Origin of the sequence: Neobacillus phoenicis, from assembly GCF_047302305.1 — a bacterium.
Classification (GTDB): domain Bacteria; phylum Bacillota; class Bacilli; order Bacillales; family Cytobacillaceae; genus Neobacillus.
On record NZ_CP154847.1, the window covers coordinates 1 to 14,105 of the forward strand.

Below are 14,105 nucleotides of genomic sequence, written 5' to 3' on the forward strand. Positions count from 1 at the left end.
TTCATTATCGCTCGAAAGCGACTTTATTATCTTACCAAGTTATCAATCGAAAGTCAACAACTTTTTTCAACTTCTTTTTCTTGTTAACTGCTGTTTAGCAGCAACAGAAATTAATATTATACTATAATACTAATTTCGTCAATCCCGAATTTTATTTTTTTAAAATAAAATAACAAGAGCAATGTTATCTTGCATCGGGAATTACTATATTACTATCACGCCATTCATATGTCAACAGCTTTTTTTGTAATTAAAAGAGGGATTCTTCTATTAGAAAAAGAATAGTATTTCTAGATGTAATACTAGTTTAAAATAATTTTCACCTCAGGGGGAACCAAAAACATGGATAGAAACAGATTTTCCGCAATCGCCCATCGCAATCACGCCTTTAGTAATCCTATTAATGAAATAAAGATGATGAAAATGATTCGAATGATGTCACTTGAGCCAAACATGAAAGTAATTGATTTCGGAGCAGGAAAATGCGAACTGCTTATTCGTCTAGTAGAGGATTTTAATATTACTGGTACTGCTATCGAATTATATGATGGCGCCATTGAGGAAGCCAAACTTAAAGCATTGAACCGAATTCCTGAAGGTCGGATTGATTTTATTGTGGAAGATGCAAGTATGGCAGTACGAAGATTAGAAGCTAATAAATTCGATGTCGGTATTTGTATCGGATCGACTCACGCTTTAGGCGGTCTTGAATCTACTCTTGAAACAATGAAACGTGTCGTAAAAAAAGATGGATTCATTTTAATAGGAGAAGGATATTGGAGAAAGACGCCTAGCAAAAATTACTTAGAAGCATTAGGAGGCGCAGACGAATCCGAATTGAAAAGCCATGCGGAGAACATAATGATCACTGAAGAACTAGGCTTCATTCCTCTTTGGTCATATGTGGCCAGTGAAGATGATTGGGATGACTATGAGTGGCTTTATTCCTCTTCTATTGAAAATTACTGTCATGAAAATCCTGATGATCCGGACCAGGAAGCGATGTTGGAGCGTATCCGCAATTGGCGGAGAACTTATTTGAAATGGGGCCGGGATACATTAGGATTTGGTTTATATTTGTTTCGAAATAATTAGCATACAAAGAAAAAAACTCAAGCTACCATTTAGCTTGAGTTTTTTCCTTCTACAAGAATATCCCACCATATATTAACGACCCCATAATTACATAAGCTGGGTGTACCTTTAATTTTTCAAGGAGGAAAAAGCTTACCCCTACCAGAATTAGCGTTTGAAGCACACCTGAATCCGAGTAAGAAGTAGAAAAGAAACTGAACGCCATCACACCAAGCATAACAGCAATAGTAGGTCGGATATAATTGGTCATCCGCTTCACCTTAGGAGAATCTTTATACTTGTAAAGAATCCCTAACAGAACAATCATTAATAGAAGCGAAGGAGCAACAGTAGCAAAAATCCCAACGATTGAACCTAGAACTCCACCCTGCTCGTATCCAATATAGCCGGCCATTTTTGTTGCAATGGGACCTGGCAGTGAATTTCCTAGGGCTAACACTTCACTAAATTCCGGTACCGTCATCCAGCCGTAATGGTCGACGACTTCATTTTCAACTAGTGGAATGGAAGCAGGGCCTCCTCCATAACCAACAATTCCTGGTATGAAAAAGGCAAGAAAGATATGCCAATAAAGCATTATCCCACCTCCCTTTCACTATTTTTTTCAACTTTAGCAGCCTTATCACGCTTCACTAAGGCAAATAGTAATATGGCTACGATTAAAATGGCAGGATGCACATGGAAGACCTCTAATAATAGTAAACTTCCAACCACCGTTACACCTGCACTAATATGTCCTAACGTTTGATAGGACTTCTTGTAAAAATCCCATGTTAATGTGGCCATCATTACACCTACAACTGGTACAACCGCTTTAGTCATACCTGCTACCCACGGCAGGTCCTTGACCGACGCCAATGAGGTTAGCAGGACTATCATTAATATAATAGTAGGAATGATGGATGAGAAGATTGCATTCAGCATGCCTACATATCCGCCTACTCGATAGCCGATATACCCTGCCATTTTAGTGTTAATTGGGCCGGGAAGGGTATTTGCTAACGCCAAAACATCTGCAAATTCATCATCGGTCATCCATTTATAGGTTCCAACTACCTCTTTATGAACAAGCGGAATCGATGACGGTCCCCCTCCATACCCTAATATTCCGGAACGGAAAAAAGCGATAGATATATCCATCTGTTTCATCATTTATCAACACCTTTTATCAATTTACCAGGCAGCAATGGTTCCATCCGTTCTTGATTCTGTTCCACCTGAAAGCACACCGGTTTTTGGGTTTCTCCAAATGATTTGTCCTCTTCCGAATCCTCCACCATCTAAGGCTACTTCAATCTCATGACCTTTTCTTGCTAAAGCTGCGGCAATATGAGCTGGGAATGAATGTTCAACTTGAACTTTCTTTCCCTCCATCCACTGCCATCTTGGCGAGTCTAAAACTGATTGCGGATTTAGATGAAAATCAATTGTGTTCATGATGACTTGAGCATGGCCTTGAGGCTGCATATACCCACCCATCACTCCAAACGGTCCAACGGCTTCATTATCCTTTGTTAAGAATCCAGGAATAATCGTATGGTACGTTCTTTTTCCAGGCTCCAACCGATTTTCATGTGATGGATCTAAAGAGAAATCAGCACCGCGGTTTTGCAACGCGATTCCTGTTCCAGGGATAACAATTCCAGAACCAAAGCCCATATAATTACTTTGAATGAAAGAAACCATATTGCCCTCGCCGTCTGCCGTTGCTAAATAAACAGTTCCGCCTTTAGGAGGTGTACCCGGCTCTGGAGTAAGGGCAGTGTCCCCGATTAGACTTCTTCTTGCTTCAACAAATTCTTCAGACAATAACTGTTCAGCTGTAACAGACATTTTTTCTGGGTCGGTTACATATTTTTTTGCATCTGCAAAAGCTAGCTTCATCGCTTCAATCTGCTTATGATACGTATCCACCGATTCCTTTTCCTTCATTTCAAAGCCCTTTAGCATGTTAAGAGCCATTAAGGCAACGATTCCCTGGCCATTCGGTGGAATCTCCCACACATCATAGCCTCTGTAATTAACCTTAATCGGCTGTACCCACTCAGGCTTGTATGCAGCTAAATCTTCTTTCGAAAGGAATCCACCGTGCTTCTTTGAGAACTCATCGATTTGATCAGCCAATTCTCCCCGATAAAAGCATTCCGCATTGGTTTCCGCAATCTTGCGTAATGTGCTGGCATGACCTTTGGAGCTCCAGATTTCCCCTGTTTGAGGAGCCTTTCCATTTGGAGCAAAGGTCTCAAACCAACCTTTATATTCATCGCCAGTAAATAATTCTTTGAATCTATTAAATGCACTATTCCAGTACTTCCCTAAAATCGGGCTTAGCGGATAGCCAGTTTCCGCATACTCAATGGCCGGCTGTAATACTTCCGTTAAAGGAAGTTTACCGAATCGACGGGATAACTCCGCCCATGCTGCAGGTACACCAGGAACCGTAACGGGTACAAGGCCAAAGGTTGGCATCTTTTCATGTCCCATTTCTTTAACCGCATCGATTGAGATGCTTTTTGGAGATGGACCACTGGAGTTCAGTCCATGCAGTTCGCCTTTTGTCCACACTAGTGCAAAGGCATCTCCCCCAATCCCATTGGAGGTTGGTTCAACTACCGTTAAACAAGCAGCAGTTGCAATCGCTGCATCAATGGCATTCCCACCCTTTTTTAATATATCGAGACCTGCTTGTGCTGCTAAGGGCTGTGATGTTGCCACCATGCCATTTTTGGCTATTGTCGTCATTCTTTGTGATGGATATGGATAATTCAAGTAATCAAAGTTCATGAATTCTTCTCCCCTTATACATACATTTCATGATTGTTGTTCTTCAACTTTCTTTTGTTAATTATTTTAACCTATTAAATTTACAAACGGAATATTCATATCTAAAAAATTAACAAAAGTTTGTATGATATGTGATTTTAACAAAAAAGAGGCGCCCTCAAATTGAAGGGATCAGCCTCTTGCGAATTTAGGCATAATGACAAGCAACAAAATGATTTTCACTTACTTCATTGAATTCTGGTTCTTCTACTCGGCATTTGTCTGTCGCTAATGGACATCTAGTATGGAACCGACAGCCGCTTGGAACATTAATTGGACTTGGAACATCCCCAGTCAATATAACTCTTTCCCTTTTCTTCTCTTCTTTTGTAGAAGGGATTGCAGATAGCAAGGCTCTTGTATACGGATGAAGCGGATTGTCATATAGTTCCTTTTTATCCGCAAGCTCCACCATTTTCCCCAAGTACATCACTGCTACCCGGTCGCTGACGTGCTTGACTACACTTAAGTCATGAGAAATAAATAAATAGGTTAATTGATGTTCCTTTTTTAATCGCTGTAATAGATTTAGAATTTGTGATTGTACCGATACATCAAGCGCAGATACCGCTTCATCACAAACGATTAACTTTGGATTCGTACATAACGCACGGGCAATGCTGACCCGTTGACGCTGACCACCAGAGAATTCATGTGGGAAACGATGATAATATTGCTCGTTTAACCCTACTTCTACTAATAAATTGCAAACATAATCGTACACATCTTTTTTAGGTACAATCTTATGTGTCTCCACAATTTCAGAAAGCATGGTTCCTACTGTCATCCGTGGATTCAGCGAGCCGTACGGATCCTGGAAAACGATTTGCAGATCCTTACGGTTATCTCTCATTTCCTTCTTTTTTACACGAGTAATATCTTTTCCTTCATATATAATAGTTCCAGAGCTTGGCTCATGGAGTCGGAGAATAGCACGTCCCATAGTGGATTTGCCACAGCCCGATTCTCCAACAATCCCCAACGTTTCTCCTTTTTTTAAAGAAAAGCTAATTCCATCCAATGCTTTGACAACCTGTTTTTCTTTAGAAAAGAACCCCTGATCACCAACAGGAAAGTGTTTGGTTAAATTTTGAACCTCAAGAAGATTTTGTTGCGGCGATTTCTCTAATTGAAGACTCATTAAGCTCACCTTCCTTTTCATTCCATTTATCTGTATATTTCCAACAGCTTACAGCATGCTGTTCCTCTATTGATGTAATATCCGGAGCATGACTTCTACAAATCTCTTGTGCGTATGGACATCGATCAACAAATCGGCATCCTTGTGGCATGGCATCCGGTGATGGGACAGACCCTTTAATGACAAAAAGCTCTTCCACATGATCTTCTGCATCGACATCCGGGATGCACTTCATTAAACCTTGCGTGTATGGGTGAAGTGGATTGTTAAAGACCGTATTCCTACTTCCGTATTCAACAGCTTTTCCTGCGTACATCACCAGAACCTTGTCAGCCATTTCAGAGACAACAGCTAAGTCATGAGTAATCATAATAATTCCCATATCCAAGTCTTTTTGCAAATTCTTCATTAAATCTAAAATTTGCGCTTGAATCGTTACATCCAATGCAGTGGTTGGTTCGTCTGCAATAAGGAGTTCCGGATTGCAGCTTAGCGCGATTGCAATCATCACGCGCTGTCTCATCCCTCCGCTCAATTCATGCGGGTAGGCATCGACCCGTTTTTCAGGCGATGGAATACCAACAAGCTTTAGCATTTCTATCGCCTTTAGACGTGCTTCTTTTTTATTTAAATTCTGGTGAAGAATAATCGTCTCAGCTATTTGTTTACCGACCGTCTGGACAGGATTGAGTGAGGTCATTGGTTCCTGGAAAATCATTGAGACCTGGTTACCACGAATTTTACTCATTTGCTTCATTGATTTACTAGCTAAATTTTCACCCTTTAACAGGATTTCCCCTTCAATTTCTCCTGTTTTAGGTAGCAATCCCATAACAGAAAGGGAGGTCATACTTTTCCCACAACCTGATTCTCCAACGATACACAGGGTTTTCCCCTTTTCGACCGTAAATGATAACCCGGCAACGATATTCGTTGTTTTCTTCTTGCCGACAAAACTGACTTTTAAGTCCTTAACTTCTAATAATGAATTTGTCATTTTATTCCCCTCATTTCAGCTTAGGATCGAGTGCATCACGTAATCCATCACCAAATAAGTTGATTGATAGAACCGTTAGAAAGATAAATAATCCCGGGCACAATGAAATCCATGGAGCATCTTTCAGATACCCTTGTCCCATCGATAACATCGCACCCCAGCTTGGTGTGGGCGGTTGAGTACCCAATCCTAAGTAACTTAAAGACGCTTCCGAAATGATAGCTGCAGCAATCGATAAAGTCGCTTGAACAAGAATCGGTGGTAAGCAGTTTGGAAAGATGTGGCGGAACATGATTTTTACATCACTAATACCTGATGCTTTAGCCGCAGTGACATATTCTCTTTCCCTTTGACTCAGTACTTCTCCTCTTACAAGACGGATAAAGTTAGGTGTAAAAATAATTCCAATCGCAATCATCGCGTTTTGTAATCCCGCACCAAGTACAGCTGCAAGTGAAAGGGCTAATACTAATGGTGGGAACGAAAGCAAGGCGTCTGTGAAACGCATGACTACATATTCATCTAGGACTCCTCTGTAATAACCTGAAAATAATCCAATAGGAATCCCAATTAAAAGAGCTATACCAACAGAGATAATACCAGCTTGGATGGAAACTCGCGCTCCATAAATAATCCGGCTGAAAATATCGCGACCTAGTTCATCCGTGCCCATGATATTGGCTGCACTTGGACTTTGAAGGAATTTCGCATAATCCTGCTCACTTGGGCTATGTGGTGCAACAATTGGAGCAAACACAGCCATCAAGATGAGAAGAAGAGTAAACACTCCGCCAATGACGGCTAATTTATTTTGAAAAAAACGAGAACTCATTTCTTTCCATCTACGTTTTCTTGGACTTTCTACTTTTACTAGTTGTTCCAGCTTAGCTTCCATCGTTATTGTCCTCCTGTCAGCTTTATTCTTGGATCTAGTACGGAATAAAGGATGTCGATCAAGAAGTTTACCACCACAACAGCAATGGCCATAAATAGGACAGCCCCTTGTACGACAGGAAAATCTCTTGTTAATATCGCATCAATTACTAGACGCCCTAGTCCTGGAACAGCAAAGATGGTTTCCGTTATAACTGCTCCACCTAAAAATGTGGCCAATTGTAATCCACTTACCGTTACAACAGGAATTAACGCATTTTTCAAGGCATGTCCAAGGACAACCCCTTTTTCTAATACCCCTTTTGCATAGGCCGTACGAATATAGTCAGCCTGCAAAACTTCAAGCATACTTGAACGAAGCATCCTTGTAATTTCAGCACTTAAGCGAACACCTACAGCTAGCGCTGGTAAAATCATTAACATCATACTCTTTTTAAAATCAACCCATGGTTCCACATATCCTGAAGGTGCGAACCAGCCCAGTGAAATTGAAAAGATAAAGATTAGTAAAATACCTAAGAAAAATGGCGGAATAGATACACCAGACAATGCAAAAGTAGTTCCAAAGTAATCCCAGAAACTTCCCTTTCTCGTTGCTGAGATAATACCAGCTGGAATCGCAATAATCATGGCAATTAAAAAGGACATAACAGAAAGCTGAATAGTTACCGGTAGTTTTTGAAGCAAGACACTAAGAACCGGTGTATTATCTTTTAAAGAGTTTCCAAGGTCTCCTTGAAGTACGTTTGATACCCAATGGATATATTGCATATAGAGAGGGTCATTCAATCCCATTTTCTCACGTAATGCCTGAAGGGCTTCCTCGGTTGCTTCTTGCCCTAAAATCATCCTTGCCGGGTCACCCGGGGTTACATGTACTAAGGAAAAAACGATAATACTTACTAAAAATAGAATGACCACCATAAGACCTAATCTTCGAATTAAAAACTTTGCCACGTATGTCCCTCCCTTTCTAAGGCGTTCAGCTTTGATGAAATATGATCGGCTTGGAGAATTCCCCCCAAGCCGATCCATGCCTATTGCTTATTTAAACGAAACGTCATGGAAGCGCATCATTTGATCCGGGATGTGCTTAAAGCCTTGTAAATTGTTTTTATATGCTTTGTAATCTAGTTCGTGATAGAGGAAGATGTATGGTACTTCTTCTTGTCCTAGTTTAGTAGCTTCCGAATAAATATCTTTACGCTTAGCTTGATCTGTTTCTACACGGGCTTTCTGCAACAGCTCGTCCATTTTCGGATTAGAATATCCGTAGTTAATAGAGCCAGTAGAATGGTAGAGTGCAAAGATATTTCCATCTGGATCTGTTCTTCCGCTCCATCCTAAACGAACCGCATCAAATTTGAAATTATCCATGTTATCTAGCATGGTTCCAAACTCGACAATTTCAAGCTTCACCTTGATTCCAGCTTCCGCTGCCATCGACTGAATCATTTGTGACATTTGTTCTTCCACTGGTTTAGGTGAAAGCTGAAGCGTAAATTCAAATCCGTTAGGGAACCCAGCATCAGCCATGATTTTCTTCGCTTTTTCCACATTTTTCTTTGTTGGTTTGATGTTCTTATCAAACGCCCATGAATCTGGAGGAATGGCTCCTGCAGAAGGTACGGCTGTATTACGAAGCGCAACTTTGATAATCGCATCACGATCGATAACTAGATCTAATGCCTGACGAAGTGCTTTGTTATTAAATGGTGCTTTTTTGTGATTCAAATATAATCCTTGGAATCCAAGTGCTCCAACTTCTGAAAGTTTGATGTTAGAGTCCGTTTTTAGTTTTTCAACATCTTTCGGCGGAACCTTACTGATGATATCCAATTCACCTGATGTTAAGTTAGTTAAACGTACATTTTCATCTGAATATGGACGATAAACGATTTTTTCAAACTTTGGCGCTCCGCCCCAATAATCTGCATTTTTTTCCACTTCAATCTTGTCCTGCTTCACTCTTGAAACAAATTTGAATGGCCCTGTTCCTACAGGAGAATTAGCGAAGTCTGCTCCTTTTTCTTTTACAGCCGTAGGAGAAACCATCATCCCAGCACGGTCAGATAAAGCTGCCAAGAACGGGCTGTATGGTTCTTTAAGCTGTACTTTAAGTGTATTTTCATCAACCACTTCAATTGTTTGGATAGAAGATAATTCAGATGCACGAGGTGACCCAGCATTCGGATCTAACATGCGTTCAAAATTGAATTTTACTGCTTCTGCATTAAATGGTGTTCCATCGTGAAACTTTACATTTTCTTGTAGGTAGAAGGTATAAGTTTTTCCATCTTCAGAGATATCCCACTTTTTCGCAAGCTGCGGAACAAAGTTTAGCTTTTCATCTACGTCGATCAGCTTGTCATAGATACTATGGAATACTTGTCTATCAACAGCCGCAGTTGAAAAATGCGGGTCTAATTGCGGCGGGTCATCATCAAGACCAACTGTTAATGTGGTCTTATCCCCACTATCCTTTACTGGTGCACTTGCCTTTTGTGAATCCTGCGCCCCTGAACTGGAAGAATTATTATTGCCACATCCAGTTAGAAGCAACAAGAGACTCATAAATAATGCTGCGAAAACTTTTGTCTTGTAAGCCATCTTTTTCTTTTTCCCCTTTCGCATAACGAAACATCTATCTTTAAGTATAAAAATATTACTTTATGACTACTTTTTGAAAGTGTTTCGTTATTTTTTATTACATTTTGTAATTTTGCTTTATTATAATACAGTGATTTTTAAAAATCTATATAATATTCGGAAAATAGTAAAATTTTTTTCTAGTATAATTTTTCCAATAACTTTCAATATCCATTTGATTAAAACTAGGATTGTACGTTAATATAAATTTACAAATGCTTAGGGAATGTAGGAGGACGACGTATGAAAATTGATGAAATCGATCGCAGGATACTCGAATTGCTTGCCGAAAACGGCAGAATGTCCTATGTAGATATCGGGAAAGAGTTAAATTTATCTAGAGTATCGATTCGTGAGCGGGTAAACCAATTAACAGAGAACGGCATTATTGAAAAGTTCACTGTGGTCATCAATTCTGATAAAGTGGGAAAAGCTGTTTCTGCTTTCTTCGAGGTGGATTGTGAACCAGCCTCACTCGTCAGCGTGGCCGAAACATTAGCTAATAACCCTAGCGTTGCAAGCTGCTACCAAATGACTGGACCGAGTACCTTACATATGCACGTGCTTGTTGAGGACTTTTTACGATTAGAGAAATTTATTAATGAGGAATTATATAGTTTAGAAGGCATAACAAGAGTGGCGAGCCACATCTTATTACGAAGATTTAAGAGCAGGACTGGATTAAAGTTATAAGCAACCATAGAAAATGGCATGAACAAAATGTCCATGCCTTCAATCTATCATCCAGTTGGCTGCTTCATTTTATCAAAAATAGAGGAAAAGTACTTTCTGACCTGTCCTATTTTGTCACTTGAAGGTTTTGAAAATGGGCTATCCTCCAACCGTGAATTAACATCTAGTCTTGAATCGGGGTCTACAAGTTCTAAAGAATACACTCTCTTACCGTTCATTATGCAACGAATCGAACAAGCTAACTCTTCGCTCGGGCTATCCTTCAATAAATATCCTCTGACATCAGCCGTTAACGCTCGCGCCTGATACCCATTCCTTGCAAAGGTGGTTAAAATAATGACCTTGCATCCAAGCGACTTCATAGCCTCCGCCGCATCTAGACCGCTCATTTTTGGCATCTCAATATCCATTAAACAAACATCAGGCTGTAATTGATGAACAAGTGTAAGTGCCTCTTCCCCGTTGCGGGCTTGCCCGACCACTTCCATATCTTCTTCCAAATTAAGCAGGGAACCCATGGCTGCTAGCAGCATTTCCTGATCCTCTGCGATGACAATTCGAATCATTCGGTTCTCTCCTTATCTGGCCTCTCGTTTCATTTAAGCGAAAACCCCCAATGAGGGGGCTTATTGTTATAATTCGGGTTTCGCCTGAACGGAAATGCGTTTTTTCGCTACTGCTTTCACTTCTTTGAAGCTAACAAAATTCTTGTTTTTCTCATCCCACAAGCGGAATCGGAGTGACTTTAAGCTTGTAGCAAGAGAAATCGTAGGTACGTTTTGTAATGGAGCTGTGTTATTGTGTGCCTCTTCAAGCTTATAGTTTGGAACCCTTGGGCTTAAATGGTGTACATGGTGATAACCAATATTACCAGTTAGAAATTGCATGATTTTTGGAAGTTTATAGAAAGAGCTACCTTCGACTGCTGCTTTTACATATTCCCAATTCTTATCTTCTTCAAAATAAGAATCTTCAAAAGTGTGCTGTACGTAAAATAACCAAATACCTACTGCACCCGAAATCATGAAAATGGAACCCTGTACTAAAAGGAACGACTGCCAGCCAATTGCCCAGCAAAGTAATGCATACAAGGCAACGATTAAAACATTCGTTAAATACGTATTGTTGCGTTCCTTCTTTTTCGCACCTTTGCGGTTAAATCTATTTTTTAAAACGAAAACGTAAATCGGACCTAAACCAAACATAACCAATGGATTACGATAAAAACGATAGGCTAATCGAAGGCTTAGCGGTGCTGCCAAATATTCATCCACCGTAAGTGTCCATATATCGCCTGTACCTCGTTTATCTAAGTTACCACTTGTCGCGTGATGCACTGAATGCTCATGCCCCCATTGATCAAAAGGGAAAATAGTTAAAACACCCATACATGTCCCAACAATACGGTTGGCACGACGGCTTTTAAAGAAAGAATGATGGGTACAATCATGGAAAATGATGAAAATCCTTGTGAGAAACCCTGCAGCAAATACCATAGGAACTAATGCCAGCCAATAAGAAACAGAAAGACTAATATAAGCCAAATACCATAAAATCATAAACGGGCCTACTGTGTTAATGATTTGCCATATACTTTCTTTTGTTGTTGATTTTTCGAATGGAGCCACTTGTTTTCGCAAATTTTTAGTATCTTGTAAGGTCATTTTTTTGAATTCCCTTCCTTTAATTGTGTTGTTATTACAAAGTATAGTGCAATATTTTTAATCATGTTAGTATCAGGTGTCATGTGTAGACCATGATAAATGTCATATAAAAGGTGAAAATAATGAAAAAGGTGCCTGACACCAGCACTTTAACGCACTGGGGGTCAGGCACCTTTATTATTTTTTATTTTGGGTGAATAATTCCTTCTTCTTTCGCCTTAAAGACGGCTTTATGTCGTCCGGTGACTTCCAACTTTGAATAAATGTTTGAGATATAGTTTTTTACAGTTCCTTCTGTTAAGAATAGCTTTCGGGCGATCTCACGGTTAGATGCTCCCTTTGACAACTCCTCGAGCACTTCTACTTCTCTATCTGTAAGGCCATGGCTAGATTTTTTATTTTTTTCCGTCTTCAATCGTTCCGAGGGGGTTACCCAGTCTGCAATTAACTGTTTTGCAATTTCTTGTGTTATGAGAGTACCTCCATGATGAACCAGTCTAATTCCTGCTGCAAGGTCCCTTGGGTGGATTGCTTTGAGTAAATATCCTTCTGCTCCTGTGGCTAGCGCTCCTCTAACGTACTCTAATTCCTGAAACGTAGTTAAAATAATCACCCTAACGTTTGGAAACAGACTTTTAATTTGCCGGGTTGCTTCTACTCCGTCCATTAACGGCATGTGAATGTCCATCAGAATAAGGTCAGGTGAGAGTTTTTTTGTTTGCTCTATCGCCATCTGTCCATGTTCCGCAACACCAACAATGTCAAAATCCTCTTCTCCCCCTAACACAATCGAAAGGCTTTCACGGATGAGTTCCTGATCATCCACAATCAATACTTTTATCATTTTGTAGGTTTTCTCCCCTCATTCGCTCAACTCTTACAGGTAAAAAACAAGTAACTACGGTTCCCCCCTGATCACTCGACTCTATAGCCAAACTGCCTTGAAGGGATTCCAGACGTTCTTTCATTCCACTAAGACCAAATCCAAATTTTTTCTCTTTTATCCCCATTCCATTATCCGTAATCACTAATAAAACTTGGGATGCCTCTTGATTCAGTGTGACAGTGATTTCGTCCGCTTGTCCATGGCGAACAGCATTTGTTAATGCTTCCTGAAGGCATCGCGTGAGCGCTATAGCCCCTTGGAAAGTAATCGATGCTGGTGCACCGTTACTTTTAAAGGTAATTTCCATCTTTGTGTGTGATGCAAATTCGTAAACAATATTCCTCAGTTGAGAGGACAAATCTCCTATCTCGTCATTAGGGGAAATTTGATGAATATACGTTCTTGTTTCCTCTAGTGACCTTCTCATCACGTCTCTTAGTCTGCTCACCTGTTCCTTTGCTTTTTGTGGGGATCCATCCATCAGGAATGATACTGCATCAAGTCCCATAATGACTGATGTAAAAGTGTGTCCTACTGTATCATGTAAATCTCGTGCAAGCCGATTCCGTTCTTCCAATAACGTAATGTTTTCAATCTGTTTGGCGTATTCTTCTAAAAGTTGATTCTGCCTGTTGTTTTCTTCAAGTAGAACTTTTGTCTTTTTCTCCGCTTCTAGAACCTTTGAAATGGCAATGCCGACACCGAAAAAAAAGAGTCCATCAATGACGCCCATCCCTAGCTGTTCTAAGCCTACAGCCAGAATCGCAAGAAAAGGAACAATCGTAAAACCCGCCCATAAGAGCCATCTCTCTTTATCAGGACGACTATAAATTCCTGCACATAATGATGGAATGGCTAAAAAGGAGGAATATTTGCCTAATAAGTAACAACCTACGATTAAAAACAAACCGCTAAAGAATAATTCAAGCAGCGGATAGTTTTTTCTCCCTGAGCTATGCGTCCATTGAGGAATTAGAAATGCTGCAAAAAGCAAGGTCATGTTGAGCCAGGCTAGGGGGATCGGATTTAAAAACAAAACTAAAATCAATAAATGTAAAATAAACCAACCAATTCTGGTGAGTTGCGCAATTTTATAAACCCAATGGGTTTCATTTTGGAATGGTACCATTCAGCTCTCCTTCATGCTTTCGAATATTTTTACTAATTCAACACGCACTTCCTTTTTACCTTTTTTCAAAAGTCACATTAGTCATATGACTGCACATGATGATGTTATGACAAAGCACACTATTGGATCTGACC

General features: G+C 40.0%; 14 protein-coding genes. 2 read left to right on the plus strand and 12 right to left on the minus strand.

What is annotated here, in order from left to right; all coding sequences use genetic code 11:
• Window positions 1-342: 342 nt before the first annotated feature.
• Window positions 343-1,095 (plus strand): SAM-dependent methyltransferase, encoded by a 753-nt coding sequence (locus tag AA0X95_RS00005; protein ID WP_413303981.1) that lies wholly within the window; start codon window positions 343-345, stop codon window positions 1,093-1,095.
• Between the two features lie 49 nt (window positions 1,096-1,144).
• Here AA0X95_RS00005 and AA0X95_RS00010 read toward each other — a convergent pair whose 3' ends face one another.
• The 8 genes from AA0X95_RS00010 to AA0X95_RS00045 form a co-directional block, all read right to left on the minus strand.
• Entirely contained in the window at window positions 1,145-1,672 is a 528-nt protein-coding gene (locus AA0X95_RS00010; protein ID WP_413303983.1) for a chromate transporter, read from the minus strand.
• On the minus strand, window positions 1,672-2,244 hold the full coding sequence (locus AA0X95_RS00015) for a chromate transporter (protein ID WP_413310299.1): 573 nt from the start codon (window positions 2,242-2,244) through the stop codon (window positions 1,672-1,674). The genes AA0X95_RS00010 and AA0X95_RS00015 overlap by 1 nt, the downstream gene beginning before the upstream one ends.
• A 24-nt stretch (window positions 2,245-2,268) precedes the next feature.
• Entirely contained in the window at window positions 2,269-3,879 is a 1,611-nt protein-coding gene (locus AA0X95_RS00020; protein WP_413303985.1) for a gamma-glutamyltransferase family protein, read from the minus strand.
• 187 nt (window positions 3,880-4,066) lie between these two features.
• Window positions 4,067-5,059 (minus strand): ABC transporter ATP-binding protein, encoded by a 993-nt coding sequence (locus AA0X95_RS00025; RefSeq protein ID WP_413303987.1) that lies wholly within the window; start codon window positions 5,057-5,059, stop codon window positions 4,067-4,069.
• Entirely contained in the window at window positions 5,016-6,056 is a 1,041-nt protein-coding gene (locus AA0X95_RS00030; protein WP_413303990.1) for an ABC transporter ATP-binding protein, read from the minus strand. Before AA0X95_RS00030 ends, AA0X95_RS00025 begins: the two co-directional genes overlap by 44 nt.
• Window positions 6,057-6,066: 10 nt before the next feature.
• Window positions 6,067-6,951 carry an ABC transporter permease gene (locus AA0X95_RS00035; protein WP_413303993.1) on the minus strand — a complete coding sequence of 295 codons (885 nt, stop codon included), beginning with the start codon at window positions 6,949-6,951 and terminating at the stop codon, window positions 6,067-6,069.
• A 2-nt stretch (window positions 6,952-6,953) separates the two neighbouring features.
• Window positions 6,954-7,907: a nickel ABC transporter permease gene (gene nikB / locus AA0X95_RS00040; RefSeq protein WP_413303996.1), complete on the minus strand. Its 954-nt coding sequence runs from the start codon at window positions 7,905-7,907 to the stop codon at window positions 6,954-6,956.
• 87 nt (window positions 7,908-7,994) lie between these two features.
• Window positions 7,995-9,560 carry an ABC transporter substrate-binding protein gene (locus AA0X95_RS00045; protein WP_413303999.1) on the minus strand — a complete coding sequence of 522 codons (1,566 nt, stop codon included), beginning with the start codon at window positions 9,558-9,560 and terminating at the stop codon, window positions 7,995-7,997.
• 282 nt (window positions 9,561-9,842) lie between these two features.
• On the opposite strand from AA0X95_RS00045, the gene AA0X95_RS00050 reads away from it, so the two are divergent.
• Window positions 9,843-10,292 (plus strand): Lrp/AsnC family transcriptional regulator, encoded by a 450-nt coding sequence (locus AA0X95_RS00050; protein ID WP_413304002.1) that lies wholly within the window; start codon window positions 9,843-9,845, stop codon window positions 10,290-10,292.
• Between the two features lie 47 nt (window positions 10,293-10,339).
• On the opposite strand, the gene AA0X95_RS00055 is transcribed toward AA0X95_RS00050, so the two are convergent.
• From AA0X95_RS00055 to AA0X95_RS00070, 4 genes are all read right to left on the minus strand, one after another.
• A complete protein-coding gene (locus tag AA0X95_RS00055) occupies window positions 10,340-10,858 on the minus strand; it encodes a response regulator transcription factor (protein ID WP_413304004.1) in 519 nt (172 codons plus the stop codon).
• A gap of 66 nt (window positions 10,859-10,924) precedes the next feature.
• Window positions 10,925-11,956, minus strand: coding sequence for a fatty acid desaturase (locus tag AA0X95_RS00060; protein WP_413304007.1), 1,032 nt, complete (start codon window positions 11,954-11,956; stop codon window positions 10,925-10,927).
• 184 nt (window positions 11,957-12,140) lie between these two features.
• Entirely contained in the window at window positions 12,141-12,800 is a 660-nt protein-coding gene (locus tag AA0X95_RS00065; RefSeq protein WP_413304010.1) for a response regulator, read from the minus strand.
• Window positions 12,775-13,971, minus strand: a complete 1,197-nt coding sequence (locus AA0X95_RS00070; protein WP_413304012.1) for a sensor histidine kinase — start codon at window positions 13,969-13,971, stop codon at window positions 12,775-12,777. Before AA0X95_RS00070 ends, AA0X95_RS00065 begins: the two co-directional genes overlap by 26 nt.
• Window positions 13,972-14,105: the final 134 nt, after the last annotated feature.

Coding starts and splice junctions, on each gene's coding strand:
- AA0X95_RS00005 (WP_413303981.1), top strand. CDS start 343: ATGGATAGAAACAGATTTTCCGCAATCGCCCATCGCAATCACGCCTTT.
- AA0X95_RS00010 (WP_413303983.1), bottom strand. CDS start 1,672: ATGCTTTATTGGCATATCTTTCTTGCCTTTTTCATACCAGGAATTGTT.
- AA0X95_RS00015 (WP_413310299.1), bottom strand. CDS start 2,244: ATGAAACAGATGGATATATCTATCGCTTTTTTCCGTTCCGGAATATTA.
- AA0X95_RS00020 (WP_413303985.1), bottom strand. CDS start 3,879: ATGAACTTTGATTACTTGAATTATCCATATCCATCACAAAGAATGACG.
- AA0X95_RS00025 (WP_413303987.1), bottom strand. CDS start 5,059: ATGAGTCTTCAATTAGAGAAATCGCCGCAACAAAATCTTCTTGAGGTT.
- AA0X95_RS00030 (WP_413303990.1), bottom strand. CDS start 6,056: ATGACAAATTCATTATTAGAAGTTAAGGACTTAAAAGTCAGTTTTGTC.
- AA0X95_RS00035 (WP_413303993.1), bottom strand. CDS start 6,951: ATGGAAGCTAAGCTGGAACAACTAGTAAAAGTAGAAAGTCCAAGAAAA.
- AA0X95_RS00045 (WP_413303999.1), bottom strand. CDS start 9,560: ATGGCTTACAAGACAAAAGTTTTCGCAGCATTATTTATGAGTCTCTTG.
- AA0X95_RS00050 (WP_413304002.1), top strand. CDS start 9,843: ATGAAAATTGATGAAATCGATCGCAGGATACTCGAATTGCTTGCCGAA.
- AA0X95_RS00055 (WP_413304004.1), bottom strand. CDS start 10,858: ATGATTCGAATTGTCATCGCAGAGGATCAGGAAATGCTGCTAGCAGCC.
- AA0X95_RS00060 (WP_413304007.1), bottom strand. CDS start 11,956: ATGACCTTACAAGATACTAAAAATTTGCGAAAACAAGTGGCTCCATTC.
- AA0X95_RS00065 (WP_413304010.1), bottom strand. CDS start 12,800: ATGATAAAAGTATTGATTGTGGATGATCAGGAACTCATCCGTGAAAGC.
- AA0X95_RS00070 (WP_413304012.1), bottom strand. CDS start 13,971: ATGGTACCATTCCAAAATGAAACCCATTGGGTTTATAAAATTGCGCAA.